The sequence below is a fragment of the Ensifer sp. Root31 genome (assembly GCF_001424825.1).
Taxonomy (GTDB): domain Bacteria; phylum Pseudomonadota; class Alphaproteobacteria; order Rhizobiales; family Rhizobiaceae; genus Ensifer; species Ensifer canadensis.
Genome location: NZ_LMCO01000007.1, coordinates 12,801 through 26,870, shown reverse-complemented (window position 1 = coordinate 26,870; position 14,070 = coordinate 12,801). Strand labels below are relative to the sequence as shown.

Genomic DNA, 14,070 nt, shown 5'->3' with positions numbered 1-14,070 from the left:
ACCAAACGGCGTCGCCGAAACGCTCTATCTGTTTGTTTTTGCGCATTTCCCGACGGAAAACCGCTTCGCACTTTTCCTGGAAAGGCTCTATCCCGCCTTGTCGACCGCCGGCGGCGTCCATGTGCCGTCGACAACCGTCGGCTTTGGCCAGTAGGCGCGGATGTAGAGCGAGAAATCCCCGTCCTCCGGCGCCGGCAGCCAGTTGTCGCGAAGGTCCTCCTTCGGCGGCTCGGACTGGACGTAGATCGTCAATGATCCATCGGCATTGTATTTCAGTGACTTGTTCTTGGTGCCGAGAGAATAGCGCTTGATATCGTTCGGCTCGAAGAAGTGGTGCTCGTTGTAGAGCGTCAACGACCAGAATCCATTGACCGCAGGTGCTTCGCCCTTGGCAAAGGTCACGGTGTAGCTGTTCTTGCCGTTCAGGCGTGCGCTCGCCTGATCGAGATCCTGGTAGAAATACTTGGTCTCGGATGGCGCGTTGACGAAGATGTTCGACTTGGCGACGGCCGTACGGGTGTAATAGTCCGTGCCGAACGCCGCGTTGTTCGACGTCGTCGTCCAATTGTGCGTCAAGGGCAGGCCGTAGTTGCGGAACTGGAACAGCGGCTTGACCAGCCGCTCCTCTGCCTCCACAGCCGCCTCGTCCACCGCTTTGCGAATAGCCGGGTCGGCCTTGGCCGCTTCAGCGACCGCAAGCACCTGGGCGTAGCGCGCCTCTTCGCCCGGCAAGGGCGGCGCATCGGCGAGAACCAGCGGCAACTCGTCGATGAATTTCTCCGGCACCACCCATTGCGTTTCCGCCGATCCGTCACCGGAGGCCGGCACCTTCTTGACCGTGCTCCAGTCGACCGACTTCATCGTGCCGTCGAATTCCGACAACGGATAGAGCGTGATGCCCTTCAGCACCTCCTGGATGGCTGCCTTGTCCTCAGGCGTATCGTCCTGGAAGACGCGCGGAATGACGTTGGCGGTGTTGGTCGAGGCGCGGAAAACCTTGGTGATGCCCTTGGGAACCTCCCCCTGCCAGTTCGGCCCGACGAGCAGGTAGAATCCCGGCTGCGTGCCATACATCTTGCCGAGCTGGGCAAAGCTGTCGGTCCTGAGGTCGACGACCTGATAGACCCAGAAGCGATCCTTGAAGTCTGGGACCTGAATGACAACCGGCGATTGGTCGAGCCCCAGCAGCCCTGCGCCATAGACCACGTCCTGGTTCGGGCAGGCCACCAGCCGCTCATCCGGCTCGATATAGTCCGTCAGCATCGTCAGGCTGTTGATCGGCGCCATCGGGGCGGCACCGGAATAGATCCGCTGCGGAATCTTGGAAAAGGCCAGCCGCCGATTGAACATGTTGACCATCGGCCATGCCCAGAAATAGGCATCGCTGACGACGAGCTTTGCATAGTCGGCGGTGATCCGCGTGCCTGAAACCGGGCCGGCGGGCATGGAGGTGGCCCAGGCGGGCGAGATCCGTACCGGTTCTGCCGCTGCTTGGCGAACAGCAAGGATCGCGGCAATCGCGGTCACGGCCAGGATCGGGCGATGGGTTGTGGTGGTGACCATAAGAAATTCCCAGGGAAATGAAGCGACGGGCGCCGATTGGCAGACCGTGGATTACTTGACCTTCTCCAGATCGCCGGGCTTCCAGCTCTTGTCGAAGAAGGCCTTGGTCGGGCCGTAGAGGCGCAGGATCGTGAAGAAGCCCTGGTCGGGAATCGTGGCGATCCAGTTCTTCCCCTCACCCGGCGACTTCGGCCCGAAATAGATATCGGTCGAGCCGTCGGCATTCTGGACCGGCTTGTCCATGGTGTTGAGCGAGGGGAACGGCTGGCCGTTGTCAAGGCCCGATCCGGTGACCGGATCGTAGACCGTCACCGACCAGAAGATCTTGGCCGGGATATCCTTGGGCAGGGTCAGCTTGTAGTTCACGTCGCCCGAGAGATAGTCGCCGTCGGCGTCCCTGAAGGCATTGGGATATTTGGCGCCGACATTCTCCATGTTGATCGCCATGCCCGGGCTGGTCGAATAGGCATAGGTGAAGAAGCTGGAGCGGGCATCAAGCTGGTTGTAGCTGTCGGCGGTGAAATCGGCATTGGTCGAAAACGGGTTCAGCCACTGTCGGTCCTCGTAATATCTCAACGAGGTCGGCCCATAGCCTAGGCCATGCGCCATGCGCGAGGCGGTCTTGGCCGCATCGTCGAGCAGCTTGCGCATCTCTTCGTCGGGCGCAAACGCCTGCCCCTTGATGATGCCGAGATCGGCGGCCATGCCGCGCATCTCGAAATCCTTGGGGTCGACATATTCGTGCTCGACGAAGCGCGCCAGCATGTCGAAGGCCGCGCCATCCTGCGGATAGAGCATGTTGACCGCCACGCCTGAGGCATCGGGGAACTCCATCTTCTTCGCCGTCGCCTCCTTGCCGAGCGGATAGATGCGGGTCTGTTCCATCACATTCACCGGCTCTTCCAGTTGCTTCGGGTCCTTGAAGAAGCCGCGCCAGAAGACGAAGACGCCATAGGTTCCGGAGCGATAGGTGAAGTAGCCGTCGGGAATTCCGCCCTCATAGTCCGGCGGCAGGATCAGATACTTTCCGCCCTTGCCCTGGTCCGGTCCGGGCAGCCCGACATCACCCGCCCATTTGCGTCCGCCGATCTCGCCTTCAGACGGGATCGGCCGCTGGAAGAAATCGTCGAGGATCCCCTGAAGTCCGGGCGGAACCTCGATCACCATCGGCCCGTCTTGCTTGAGGTCGAGATAGCCGAGCCCATAGATCACATCGGAATTGGGCGTGGTGATCAGCGTCTTGGCATCAAGCCGCTTCTTGAAGATCGGCAGGACATTGTAGCCTTTGCCGAATTTGGCCTCCGAGCCTTCCTTCATGCCGTACATGTTGAGCGCCGGCAGCGCCCAGAGATAGGTCTGCACCGCCCGCTGGAAGATCAACTCTTTCTGCAGCGCGGTGACGCTGTCCGGCGACAGATATCCCTTGGTGTAGGGCGCGCGCGCCAGATCGCGCGCGTCGGCAGCGACAGTGGTTGAGGTCATCGTCGAAAGGGCGAGAAGGCCCGCAGTCAGGCCAGTAGCTAGAATAGTGTATCGTGGCATCGTCCGCTCCTGGAATGCTCGATCACAAGATCACATCGATGGAGATGACAGAAGAACGTAACAGTTACGATGGCGGCGTAACGACAGATTCAGGGCGGGCGGGGCCAATCGCGGCCAGCCAAAGCGTGTCCCGCTAAACAGCATTCCTGTGCCGTCACCAGCCCGGCCGTTTCCGCTCCGCTCAAAGCGGAAGAGACACCACAAAGCTCAGCAAATTCAGGCGGGATTGCTGACAAGCCATGCATTGTCCTCGACAGATCGCTGGGACGGCCTAGCGAGGAACCCTCACTCCTGTGCTTGTCACAGGAGTCCAGTCAGTCCAAGTCCTTGGACGGAAAGGTCTTTCGATCCGACAGACGTCGGATCGCTGGATCCCCGTCACAAGGGCGAGGATGAGGAAGAGTGAGGGGCTCTTCCCATCAAATCAAAAAAGGCGCGCCCGTTTCCGCGGACGCGCCTCTCTAGGAGAAACCGGGTGGCTACCGTCAGGCCGCCAGTGCCGCGGCTTCGCCGCGCACGAGATCGCTGAGACGGCGGATGCCCTCTTCGATCATCTTGTCGTTGGCGCAGGAGAAGGAAACGCGCAGCGTGTTCTCGCCCGAACCGTCGGCAAAGAAGGCGCGGCCGGGCACGAAGGCGACCTTGGCCGTCTCCAGCGATTTCGCCAGAAGCGCCGTTCCGTCCATGCCCTTGGGCAGCGTCACCCAGACGAACATGCCGCCTTCCGGCTTGGTCCAGGTCACGCCATCGGGCATGTACTTTTCAAGGGCTGCCAGCATGGCGCTGCGGCGGTGCTTGTAGACCCTGTGGATCTTGGCGACCTGCGCGTCGAAACCACGCTCGGCAACCGTGCAGATCGCCATCTGGTTGATGGTCGAGGAATGCAGGTCGGCCGCCTGCTTCAAGAGAACGAGCTTGCGGATCACCGTTTCCGAGGCGCAGACCCAGCCGACGCGCAGACCCGGCGCCAGCGTCTTGGAGAACGAACCGCAATAGACGGTGCGGGTGTGGTTGATGTCGCCCTTGCGGGCGATTTCCAACGCCAGGATCGGCGGGATCGCCTCGCCGTCGTAGCGCAGCGACTGGTAGGCGGCGTCTTCGATAACGGCAATGTCGAGCTCTTCGGCAAGGTCGAGCACCCGTTCGCGCCCTGCCCGGTCCACCGTCTCGCCCGTCGGGTTGGAGAAGTCGGCCGAGAGATAGGCGAACTTGACGCGGCCGCCGGCGGCTTTCGCGGCCTCGGCATAGGCCGCAGGCGTGCGGTTGCCGCCCGGGTTCAGCTGGTCATAATGCGGCTCATAGGCGTTGAACGCCTGCAGCGCGCCGAGATACGTCGGCCAGGTCACGAGCGCCGTGTCGTTGGGCGACAGGAACAGCTTGCCGATATAGTCGAGGCCCTGCTGCGAACCCGAGGTGATGAAAATGTTGTCGACACCGGCTGGAATGCCGATCTTTTCCATCTGCTTGGCGAGCCATTCACGCAGCGGCTTGTAGCCTTCGCTGACGGAATACTGCAGCGCAGCGCTGACGGCGGGGCCGGAGAAGATCTCCGCATATGCGTCCTTGAACTCCACATCCGGAAACAGCTCGGGATCGGGAATGCCACCGGCAAACGAGATGATGTCGGGGCGGTCGAGCAGTTTCAACAGTTCGCGGATTTCCGAGGCGCGCATCCTGCTGGCGCGCGTCGCGAATATATGGTCCCAGTCGAGCATTGGGTCGTTTCCTCAAGGATTATTGGAGCGGGGCAGCGCCTCCAGGCTTCGTCCCGCAATCATTCTCATTGTGCTTCGACAGGATCACGGCGGCTAATTTATGTCAATGTTATTGACCTAAATCGGCTTCAATTTCTGCCTCACGCCATCTCACTTGACGTCAATTGAGTGACGGAGCGTAACCCACCGTTCCACCGAACGAGACTGGCCTTCGTAGCCCTGATGTTACTGTTACATCCTTGTCCGCCTCACGCACGGGGCGCAGACTTCCGTTCGTCCACCGATTGCAGACCCAGGCAGCATTTCCGACCCTTCAACGACGTGGAGTAAAGACGCCATGAGCACGCATCCCGACGACGATCAGCAGCAGAACGGACATCCCCTTGGCGTCAGCCGGCGCAATCTTCTGCTTGCCGGCAGTGCGCTTGCGGCAGCGGCGCTGACCACGTCAGGTGGGGCGACGCCGGCCGTCGCGCAGCAATCCGCCCAACCCGCCGCCGCAGGCGCCAAACCGAACATCCTCATGATCATGGGCGACGATATCGGCTGGTTCAACCCGAGCATCTACAACCGCGGCATGATGGGTTACCGCACGCCCAATATCGACCGCATCGGCAATGAAGGCGCTGTCTTCACCGACTGGTATGGCGAGCAGAGCTGCACCGCCGGCCGCGCCGCCTTCATCACCGGCCAGTCGCCGATCCGCACCGGCCTCACCAAGGTCGGCCTGCCCGGCGCCGATGTCGGCCTGCAGCCGGAGGACCCGACGGTCGCCGAATTCCTTAAGGCGCAAGGATATTCGACCGGCCAGTTCGGCAAGAACCACCTGGGCGACAAGGACGAATTCCTGCCGACCAATCATGGCTTTGACGAATTCTTCGGCAACCTCTACCATCTCAACGCCGAGGAAGAGCCTGAGAACCCCGACTATCCGAAGAGCCCCGAGTTCCGCAAACGCTTCGGCCCGCGCGGCGTCATCCACTCCTATGCCGATGGCCGGATCGAAGACACCGGTCCCCTGACGAAGAAACGCATGGAAACGGTCGACGGCGAGTTTCTGGTCGCAGCGCTCGATTTCATCGATCGGCAGAACAATGCCCAGAAACCGTGGTTCTGCTACTTCAACTCCACGCGCATGCACGTTAACACCCACCTGAAACCCGAGTCCGCAGGCAAGACCGGCAAGGGCGTCTATGCCGATGGCATGGTCGAACATGATGGCATGGTCGGCGAACTCCTGAAGAAGCTCGACGATCTCGGCCTCGTCGAAAACACCATCGTCATCTACACCACCGACAACGGCGCCGAAGTGATGACCTGGCCGGATGGCGGCAACACCCCGTTCCGCGGCGAAAAGGCGACCAATTGGGAAGGCGGCTACCGCGTGCCGACCTGCATCCGCTGGCCTGGTGTGATCAAGCCGAACACCGTCTACAACGACATGTTCTCGCACTACGATTTCATCCCGACCTTCTGCGCGGCCGCGGGAGAGCCGGATATCGTCGCCAAATGCAAGGCCGGCTACGAGGCGGGTACCAAGACCTTCAAGGTGCATCTCGACGGCAACAACCTCATGCCCTTCTTCCGCGGCGAGGTGAAGGACGGGCCGCGGCGCGAATTCCTCTATTGGAACGACGACGGCGAACTGGTCGCCGTGCGCTTCCAGGACTGGAAGGTCGTGTTCAAGGCACAGGAAAGCACCGGCATCGGCGTCTGGCGCGACGAGTTCACCACGCTCCGCGTGCCCAAGCTGTTCAACCTGAGGGCCGATCCATTCGAGCGCGGCGACGAGTCGACCGAATACGAATCCTGGTACTTCGCCCGAGCCTTCGTGGTGGTGCCGTCGCAGGCGATCGTGGCGAATTGGCTGTCGAGCTTCCAGGAGTTCCCGATCCGCCAGAAGCCGGCAAGCTTCAACCTCGACGACGTGATGAACAAGCTGTCCGCTTCCGGCAGCAAATAGCGCCGGGTCATGAGGTCCGGGCCTTCGGGTCCGGGCCTCCTGCCCTGCGAACACCGCTACAGCGCCGCCCGTCAAATATGACGCGCAAAGAACGCTGTAACGCTTTAAACTTGCTGCATAATTTCATCCTTAAATCGAATCCGATTTAAGGGATTATGCAGCAATCAGCCCGCAGCCTCGAGGCTTGCAAGAGCGTCGGCGATCCGCGGCGGCGCCTTGGCGCGCGCATACATTCGCTCGAGATAGGCCTTGAGATTGGGGAACCCGTCGATCAGCCCGACCTCATTGCCCCAGTCGATGACATAGACGGTGACGCAATCGGCGATGCTGATGCGGTCGCCGATGACGAACGTACGCCCGTCCATGTGACGCTCGAGCACCTCAGCCATCGCCACAAACTCCTCCTTGGCAAGCGCAATGTCCTCGGGCAGACGCTTGTCTTCGGGGTATAGGAATGTGTGCTTGGCGATCCGCCATAGCGGCTGCTCCAGCTCGGTGACGGCAAACAGCGTCCAGCGATAGGCCTGCGCCCGCTCGTTCAAGTCGGTGGGCATCAGCCCCTTGTCGGCGTATTTCTCGGCCAGATAGAACACGATCGCGGCGGATTCCGTCAGCACCAGGTCTCCGTCGACCAGTACCGGAACCTTTCCGGCGGGGTTGAGGCGCAGAAAATCGGGGTGACGGTTTTCGCCGCCCAGCAGGTTGACCGGCACGAACTCGAAGTCCGCATCAAGCTCCTGAAGCGCCCAAAGGGCACGAAGCGAACGTGTCGGACCCAATCCATAGAGTTTCATCATCTTGGCTTTCCTCGATTTCAATCAGCCTGCAGCGTCGCTGCACTGTCAAAACGGCGGCCCCGAATGGCTGATCTCATGTTTGCGCACATTCCCTGCATCGAATTTCACATCGGTTTTGGGCGGCTTCGCTATTTTTCTCCAAGCCCTGAGGGCGGCTTCGGATTCCCACAGTTCCATCATGTTAACACGGGAAGGATCGACGGAGTCTTCGCTGATCGACAGGTCGAGGCAGCCTACAGCGCCGCGCGTCTTATTAGATGCGCAAAGGTCGCTGTAGCACTTTGAATTGCCACATGTTTTTATCCTTAAATCGAATAGGATTTAAGGAAACATGCAGTAAGAGGAATACCAAGTGACGAGCACACGCGACGATACCATGGCCTTCTACCGCGACAACGCCGAGACTTATGCGGCACGCGACCGTCAACCGCCGACGGATCGTCTCGCCGCCTTCATCGCCCGGCTTTCGCCCGGTGCCGCTGTGCTCGATCTCGGCTGCGGTGGCGGCCACGACAGCCTGCATCTGATCGAGGCAGGGCTCGAAGTCACGCCCTGCGACGGATCTGCGGAACTGGCGCGCGCGGCAGAGCGGCGGATCGGCCGCAAGGTCGAGATCGTCACCTTTCAGGACATCGAGTGGAGCCAGAGGTTCGACGCCATCTGGGCGGAAGCCTCGCTGTTGCACGTGCCGCGCACCGAATTGCCTGACGTGCTGGTGCGGGTGCACAGGGCCTTGCGGCCGGGCGGCCTGCTGCAGGCGAGTTTCAAGGCGGGCGAACGGGAAGGCCACGACCGCTTCGGCCGTTACTTCAACTATCCCTCGGCAGCCTGGCTCCGGACCTGTTTCGAATGGGCCGGATGGTCGAACATCCACATCGAAGAAGCGGACGGCGGCGGCTACGACAACCAGCCGACCCGCTGGCTGCATGTGACGGCCACGGCTGACCACGCAACGCCTCGAAGCGGGCTGCTTCCCTCCTGCGCACGCAGACGGACACTCCGCGCGTCGGTCAGCACCATCGATCGAAAAATGAAAGGACCACGCGTTCAGGAGGACTGTACCGCCCGCAGCAACTGCCGCTTTGCGCGGCTACTGCCTGTTTCCTTAAATCCTATTCGATTTAAGGATAAAAACTTGCGGCCATTCAAAGTGCGACAGCGACGTTTGCGCGTCTAAATAAAACGCGCGGCGCTGTAGGGGCACGGGCGGATCAGCACCAGAAAGCAAAGGCCGGCGACCCGCTCTAACGACGCGAACAGTTCAAGCCAAAACCTTATCTCAGGCTTCGCGACTAAAGTAACTCAGGATCAGAAGCGTGCAGATCGCGCCGATGATCAGCGCATCGAAAAGTGCAAAGTGCTCCAGAATGTTTGGCATGGTACATCCTCCTTCCCACTAAACCTATGAGAGCATAATTTTGTTCCAATGGAAAGCTTTTCAGGAAAATATACTTTATTGATCAACGTCAATTCAGAAACACAATCTTGCAACGCAACAGAAAAATACTGCAACGCACAAACGGATAACCAGTCAAATTCCACGGAAACCTCAACCAGAAAGAGTATCGCGGAGGTAACAGTCATGGCTCGCAACCGTCCCCAGGCTGGCTGGTTGCGTTACATGGCCGCGCCGACCAGTCCGGCCACGAACGTCTCCCGATAGGCTAAAGCTCAGGTGGGCCCGATGGCCGCCGCACCGTACAGGCAATGATCGCCGCAGGCCGACCCTCAGTCTTGCTGAAAGCTCACCGGGTTAGCGTCCGCGCTCGAATTTCGGTTTTGCCTGACGTGCCGTCCGCCGTGGCTTGAAAAGCATATCCTTGGCGGCAAGCATCGCCCCGACCGTGATCATGACGCAGGCGACCGCGATCGACCAATGGAACATGCCAAACCCTGCCAGCAGCAGGACGATGACCGAGAGCAGCGGCGCGGCATAAGAAAGAGCGCCGAGGATCATGATGTCGCCGTGCTTGCAGCCATAGTCCCAGGCGTAGAAACCCGCTCCGAGCGGTATAGCGCCCAGAATGGCGATCGCGGCCCATTGCACCGACGTTTCCGGCCAGACGGTGGTTTCCAGTGTCAGATGCAGCGCAAGCGCAACGACTGCGGTGATCAGGCAATAACCCGCCACCACATCGGTTGGCACCTGGCCGAACCGGCGCGACAGTACGGAATAGCCGGACCAGACGAAGGCGCAGAACAGGGCGATCAGATGGCCAGGCTTCACGCCCTCGGCCAGCCCGACGCTGCCGCCCTTGGTAATCACCAGAATGGCGCCGGCGAGACCGAGGATCACGCCGAGAATGTGGTGCAACTGCAGCCTCTCGCCCGGCAGGAATGCCGCAAACACCACGATCAGCAACGGCCACAGATAGGCGATCAGGCTCACCTCGACCGGCGGCGCCGACTGGATCGCGAAGAAATAGGCGCAGTGGTAGATGCAGAGCCCGGCAGTGCCGAGCGCCCAGACCTGCCATGGCTGGCGCAGCGACTTGATTGCGGCCGGACGAAAGACCCAGCTCGAGGCTCCGACAAGCCCGCCAAGCAGAAACGTCATCGCGGCCAGCTGAAACGGCGGGATCGGCCCGGCAGCGGTGGAAAGAAGCGCAAGGAACGACCAGGTCACGATCGCCAGAAAGCCGATCAGCGTCGGTATCGTCGTCATGTCGCATGGCCTCCATCCGCAAGCGCATGTTTTCGCATGGAAAGGGCGTTCTCCACTGCCGCATACGGTCAATCGCTAACGGAAATGCGACGTGGCGGCGCGTTGGGGCATCGCCCCCTTTGTCACATCAAGCGGATTGATGGTTGCGCGCGCTGCACCGCCTTGAGCTGGCGCCACCTCCAGGAGAAGTCATGCGGAAATTCGAGGCGCGACCAAGAACCATTGCGCCCTATATTGCGGGCCGCCGGCGCGTTGCGCCGAACGATCGCGACCCGAAACCGCGCGGGCGGTTTCGGGTCGTCGATAGGAGGCAACATAAGGCCGGAAGCATTGATCCGTCCTCACGCGCCGTGCGTCAGGCGGCCGGCTGGACCGACTTCACGCTGCCGCTGGTGTCGACGATGCAGTTGAACTTTCGTCCGCCGGCGTCGAGATCGACGCTGTAGGATGTCGCGTCCAGCTGGCGCGAGCTTGTGGGCAGAACCTTGCTGCTATCGACCTTGGCGGTGCCGGCCGCCGCATTGGCGCAGATCAGCTGCAGATCGGCCGGCGCCGTCTGCAAGCTCGTGCGCGCCATTTCCTCCGGCTTCGGGGGCGCCGACTGGCAGCCGCCGAGAATGGCAAGGCCAACGCCTGCCGCGACAAACAAGTTCCTTGAACGCATCGTCCCCTCGATCACAAAAAGTCCTCCCCTTCCAGATCCTGTGGCTTGCTGCCCGGCCTACCCTTGTCTCAAAGGCAGGCTGAGATCAGACACCTGTCGCAACGCAATTTCCTAAACAGTCCGGTTTCATCACGCCTGCGAGACGCACCTGCCCGACACGCCGTCAGGTTCGCTGCCGCCGGTTTGTCTCGTCAAACACCCTTGTAGAGTGCCGCGCCCTGCATCAGCACGATCACCTTCGCCCCGACCTCCACGCGTGAGTGCAGGTCGGTGACGTCATCATTGTTCATGCGGATGCAGCCGGACGACACGTCGAGCCCGATGGTCCAGGGCTCCACCGTCCCGTGGATGCGGTAGATCGTGTCCTGGTCGCCCTCATAGAGATAGAGCGCGCGGGCGCCGAGCGGGTTGTCCGGGCCGCCGGGCATGCCTGCCGCCCATTTCGCAGCGTTCGGATCGCGCGCCACCATTTCGGCCGGCGGCGTCCAGGTCGGCCACTCCGCCGTGCGCCCGACGCGCACGATGCCGGCCCAGCCGAAGCCCTCGCGGCCGACACCGATGCCGTAGCGGATCGCCTGCCCGCCGGGCTGGACCAGATAGAGAAAATGCTGGTTGCCGTCGATGATGATCGTGCCCGGCTTTTCCGCCGTGCGGAACGGCACCACCTGCCGGCGAAAGGCCTCGGGCAGCTGATTGTTGCGGGCAAAATATTGCCGCGCTTTCTTCTTGTCGTAGTTGACCCATTTCTTGGTCCTGGCGTCATAGATCTGGGTCTGCGCCAGCGCCACCAGGGGGCCGAGACAAACGCCTGCGGCCAGCATCACCAGCCCGAGCTTGCGCGCCCGGGTCATGAACCTGGCGCGTCCTGCATCGGCTGCGTTTCGATCCGGTGTTGTCGTCATGGTTTCGCCCACCCGTCGATGCGTGCCGTGTTGTCGTCCACCCATTTCTTCGCGTAGTCGGCCGGCGCCTGCCGCTCGACCTCCAGCGCGTAGCTCATCTTCGTCACTTCTTCCGGCGAGAAATCGACCTGATCCAGGAACTTGGCGATGTCAGGATGTTTCTTGCCGAAGCCGGTGGCGTAGGCGATCTGGAAATGCGCCGCGTCCCAGGAGGTCGCAGCCGTCGACTTGCTGATCCACAAGGGGTCATCCGCACCGACGATCTTCCACTTGGCCGGATCGTGCGGCGGCTCCTCGATGCGCGCAATCTTGTGCAGCTCGAAGACGTGGTGCGGAGCATAGCAGTAAAACACCATCGGCCGCGCCGTCGCGATCGCCGCGTCAACCCCTGCCATTGCCACCTCTTCTTCCGCCTCGAACAGCGTCAGGTTGGCGCCATAGCCATAGCTGTTGGCCCGGGTGCGCTCGATACCGGTCGAAAGCCAGGTCGGCGCGCCGATCCAGAGCTCGCCCTTGCCGTCGCCGTCGGTGTCGAGGATCTTGGTCTTCTCGGGGTCGCTAAGGTCGGCGATCGTCTTGATCGTCGCTGCCGCCTCCGGCGTGGCACAGAGCCCCTGCCAGGCGGGCACGCTGCGTGCGCTGAGCGTTGCCACACCCTTGTCTGTCACATATTTCTTGACGATGTCCCCGAAATTGGGCTGCCAGACTTCCGGCTGGATATCGACATCGCCGGTCTCGAAGCCGACGAAGGCGTTGAGCGTGCCGAGCTCCTTGACCTCGGCATCAAGGCCGAATTTCTTGGCAATGCTGACCTTGAGGATATTGGCCGTCGCCTGGCCGGACGGCCAGTTGGGCATGGCGATCACCAGATCCGCCGCCATCACGGGGGCAGCGGAGCCGAGCAGAAGCACCAGGCAAGCAGACATGCAGAACTCTAGACGTCTCTTCACAGTCCCCTCCGAACAGCATTGACCGATCGACTTGAATGACTTGCGAATGCGTATTGAAAGCGGCACAGGCAGCGGGCGTACCCGCACCCCGGGAGCGGGCGTACCCGCACCCCATCGAATGCAACTGTTCCTGTATCCGGGCCGCTTACCGGCCCCGGCGCCGTTTTCCGCCGCCCTGTCTTCTTTGGCCGGCAGGATGCCTACAGGATCGACATCCGTCAACGCCCGGTTACACCGGACGTTGAAATGGCTGTGATTTTCTCTATCAGCCGGCAGTTGTCCCCAGAGCTGGCGAGCTATGGTCCAACCGTTATTTGACCGCAGGCAGTGCAGCCACCCGGCCGCGCTATCGCCGCCAGTCGAGCGTGGCGGCGACGGCGGCCGAAACCACGATCAGCAGCTCGGCCATGAAGGTCCAGTGGAAGAGGAAGTTGAGATACCAGGGTTTGTAGAGCGCCTGGACGTGCACGAGGTTCACGCGAAGATCCGATAACGGATGGAACCAGCGAATATCGGCGGCGACCGAGTCCAGGAGCAGATGCAACAGCACGTTCGCGAGCCCGACGCTGACGAGAATGAGCTGATTGCGCCTGCCACTCAGCGTCAACGCCAGCGCCAGAGCTGCTGCGGCAGCCAGCCAGAACAGCGGCGTGTGCGTCCAATAGTCATGGTGCGCCGTTCGCCGGCCGTCGACCAGATAGAAATAGGCGAGATCACAATCCGGCAGCACCGAACAGACAATCCCTGTGGCAATGATCGCGCCGGATTGAGTCGGTCTACCACGCGCGATGAAACGGCTGAGCAGGTAGCCCGCCGGCAGATGAGCAACGAACAAGAACGATCCCCCGGACAATTGACGCATGACGCGAACAGGAACGCGATTGCAACTCATCTGGTCGAATTCGTGGCGACCTTGCGTTAGACGCAATTAAAGCTCACAGTATCTTATCGACATTGGCCATTATGGCTTTTCGCGGCGTCAGAGGCTCTCGACCCGCCATCTTTCCCCATATCGAGCGTTGAAGTGTGCGCGCCGCGCACGCTCGACATCCCTCGAACGCCCATGTGCTGACATGATCACAGGAACGATCATGCGTTTCGACTTCAATCGCGGCTACGGCTTCGTTCAGCCGGAAGACGGTGGTCGCGCAGTCTACGTCGATGCGCGGGCGCTCTATAGGTCAGGCATCAAATCGATCTTTCCCGGGCAGACTTTCCGCTTCGAGATCTGGAAAGACGAAAAGGGGCGCATCGCCGCCCGCAACCTGCGGCTCTGACGCAGTCGAAACAGATCGTCCTACTGCCTGTT

The 14,070-nt window shown here is 61.2% G+C and carries 11 protein-coding genes and 1 pseudogene; 3 read left to right on the top strand and 9 right to left on the bottom strand.

The features are described 5' to 3' along the window. Positions 1-87 precede the first annotated feature (87 nt). The 3 genes from ASD00_RS08950 to ASD00_RS08940 all read right to left on the bottom strand — a co-directional run bounded on the left by ASD00_RS08950 (position 88) and on the right by ASD00_RS08940 (position 4,820). Positions 88-1,563: a DUF1254 domain-containing protein gene (locus ASD00_RS08950; RefSeq protein ID WP_025427558.1), complete on the bottom strand. Its 1,476-nt coding sequence runs from the start codon at positions 1,561-1,563 to the stop codon at positions 88-90. A gap of 51 nt (positions 1,564-1,614) precedes the next feature. Further along, entirely contained in the window at positions 1,615-3,105 is a 1,491-nt protein-coding gene (locus ASD00_RS08945; protein ID WP_057206205.1) for a DUF1254 domain-containing protein, read from the bottom strand. A 485-nt stretch (positions 3,106-3,590) separates the two neighbouring features. Then, positions 3,591-4,820, bottom strand: coding sequence for a PLP-dependent aminotransferase family protein (locus ASD00_RS08940; RefSeq protein ID WP_057206203.1), 1,230 nt, complete (start codon positions 4,818-4,820; stop codon positions 3,591-3,593). Between the two features lie 337 nt (positions 4,821-5,157). On the opposite strand from ASD00_RS08940, the gene ASD00_RS08935 reads away from it, so the two are divergent. Continuing rightward, entirely contained in the window at positions 5,158-6,783 is a 1,626-nt protein-coding gene (locus ASD00_RS08935; protein ID WP_057206200.1) for an arylsulfatase, read from the top strand. 164 nt (positions 6,784-6,947) lie between these two features. Here ASD00_RS08935 and ASD00_RS08930 read toward each other — a convergent pair whose 3' ends face one another. After that, entirely contained in the window at positions 6,948-7,580 is a 633-nt protein-coding gene (locus tag ASD00_RS08930) for a glutathione S-transferase family protein (RefSeq protein WP_025427562.1), read from the bottom strand. A 376-nt stretch (positions 7,581-7,956) separates the two neighbouring features. On the opposite strand from ASD00_RS08930, the pseudogene ASD00_RS08925 reads away from it, so the two are divergent. After that, positions 7,957-8,517 (top strand): annotated as a pseudogene (locus ASD00_RS08925) (class I SAM-dependent methyltransferase); the annotation flags it as partial. Positions 8,518-9,333: 816 nt separating this feature from the next. Here ASD00_RS08925 and ASD00_RS08920 read toward each other — a convergent pair. From ASD00_RS08920 to ASD00_RS08895, 5 genes are all read right to left on the bottom strand, one after another. Further along, positions 9,334-10,245, bottom strand: coding sequence for an EamA family transporter (locus tag ASD00_RS08920; RefSeq protein ID WP_025427564.1), 912 nt, complete (start codon positions 10,243-10,245; stop codon positions 9,334-9,336). Between the two features lie 355 nt (positions 10,246-10,600). Then, positions 10,601-10,909, bottom strand: a complete 309-nt coding sequence (locus tag ASD00_RS08910) for a hypothetical protein (RefSeq protein ID WP_051509209.1) — start codon at positions 10,907-10,909, stop codon at positions 10,601-10,603. A gap of 191 nt (positions 10,910-11,100) precedes the next feature. Then, complete coding sequence (locus ASD00_RS08905; protein WP_225906323.1) at positions 11,101-11,730, bottom strand: L,D-transpeptidase; 630 nt, start codon at positions 11,728-11,730, stop codon at positions 11,101-11,103. Between the two features lie 77 nt (positions 11,731-11,807). After that, complete coding sequence (locus ASD00_RS08900) at positions 11,808-12,761, bottom strand: glycine betaine ABC transporter substrate-binding protein (protein WP_025427567.1); 954 nt, start codon at positions 12,759-12,761, stop codon at positions 11,808-11,810. A 346-nt stretch (positions 12,762-13,107) separates the two neighbouring features. Continuing rightward, complete coding sequence (locus tag ASD00_RS08895) at positions 13,108-13,596, bottom strand: metal-dependent hydrolase (protein WP_057206196.1); 489 nt, start codon at positions 13,594-13,596, stop codon at positions 13,108-13,110. Positions 13,597-13,852: 256 nt separating this feature from the next. Here ASD00_RS08895 and ASD00_RS08890 point away from each other — a divergent pair, with 256 nt between their 5' ends. Continuing rightward, a complete protein-coding gene (locus ASD00_RS08890; RefSeq protein WP_057247483.1) occupies positions 13,853-14,038 on the top strand; it encodes a cold shock domain-containing protein in 186 nt (61 codons plus the stop codon). The last annotated feature ends 32 nt before the right edge of the window (positions 14,039-14,070 follow it).

Excerpts from the sequence above, each read along its gene's own strand:
- ASD00_RS08950 (WP_025427558.1), bottom strand. The coding sequence starts at position 1,563 with ATGGTCACCACCACAACCCATCGCCCGATCCTGGCCGTGACCGCGATT.
- ASD00_RS08945 (WP_057206205.1), bottom strand. The coding sequence starts at position 3,105 with ATGCCACGATACACTATTCTAGCTACTGGCCTGACTGCGGGCCTTCTC.
- ASD00_RS08940 (WP_057206203.1), bottom strand. The coding sequence starts at position 4,820 with ATGCTCGACTGGGACCATATATTCGCGACGCGCGCCAGCAGGATGCGC.
- ASD00_RS08935 (WP_057206200.1), top strand. The coding sequence starts at position 5,158 with ATGAGCACGCATCCCGACGACGATCAGCAGCAGAACGGACATCCCCTT.
- ASD00_RS08930 (WP_025427562.1), bottom strand. The coding sequence starts at position 7,580 with ATGATGAAACTCTATGGATTGGGTCCGACACGTTCGCTTCGTGCCCTT.
- ASD00_RS08920 (WP_025427564.1), bottom strand. The coding sequence starts at position 10,245 with ATGACGACGATACCGACGCTGATCGGCTTTCTGGCGATCGTGACCTGG.
- ASD00_RS08910 (WP_051509209.1), bottom strand. The coding sequence starts at position 10,909 with ATGCGTTCAAGGAACTTGTTTGTCGCGGCAGGCGTTGGCCTTGCCATT.
- ASD00_RS08905 (WP_225906323.1), bottom strand. The coding sequence starts at position 11,730 with ATGCTGGCCGCAGGCGTTTGTCTCGGCCCCCTGGTGGCGCTGGCGCAG.
- ASD00_RS08890 (WP_057247483.1), top strand. The coding sequence starts at position 13,853 with ATGCGTTTCGACTTCAATCGCGGCTACGGCTTCGTTCAGCCGGAAGAC.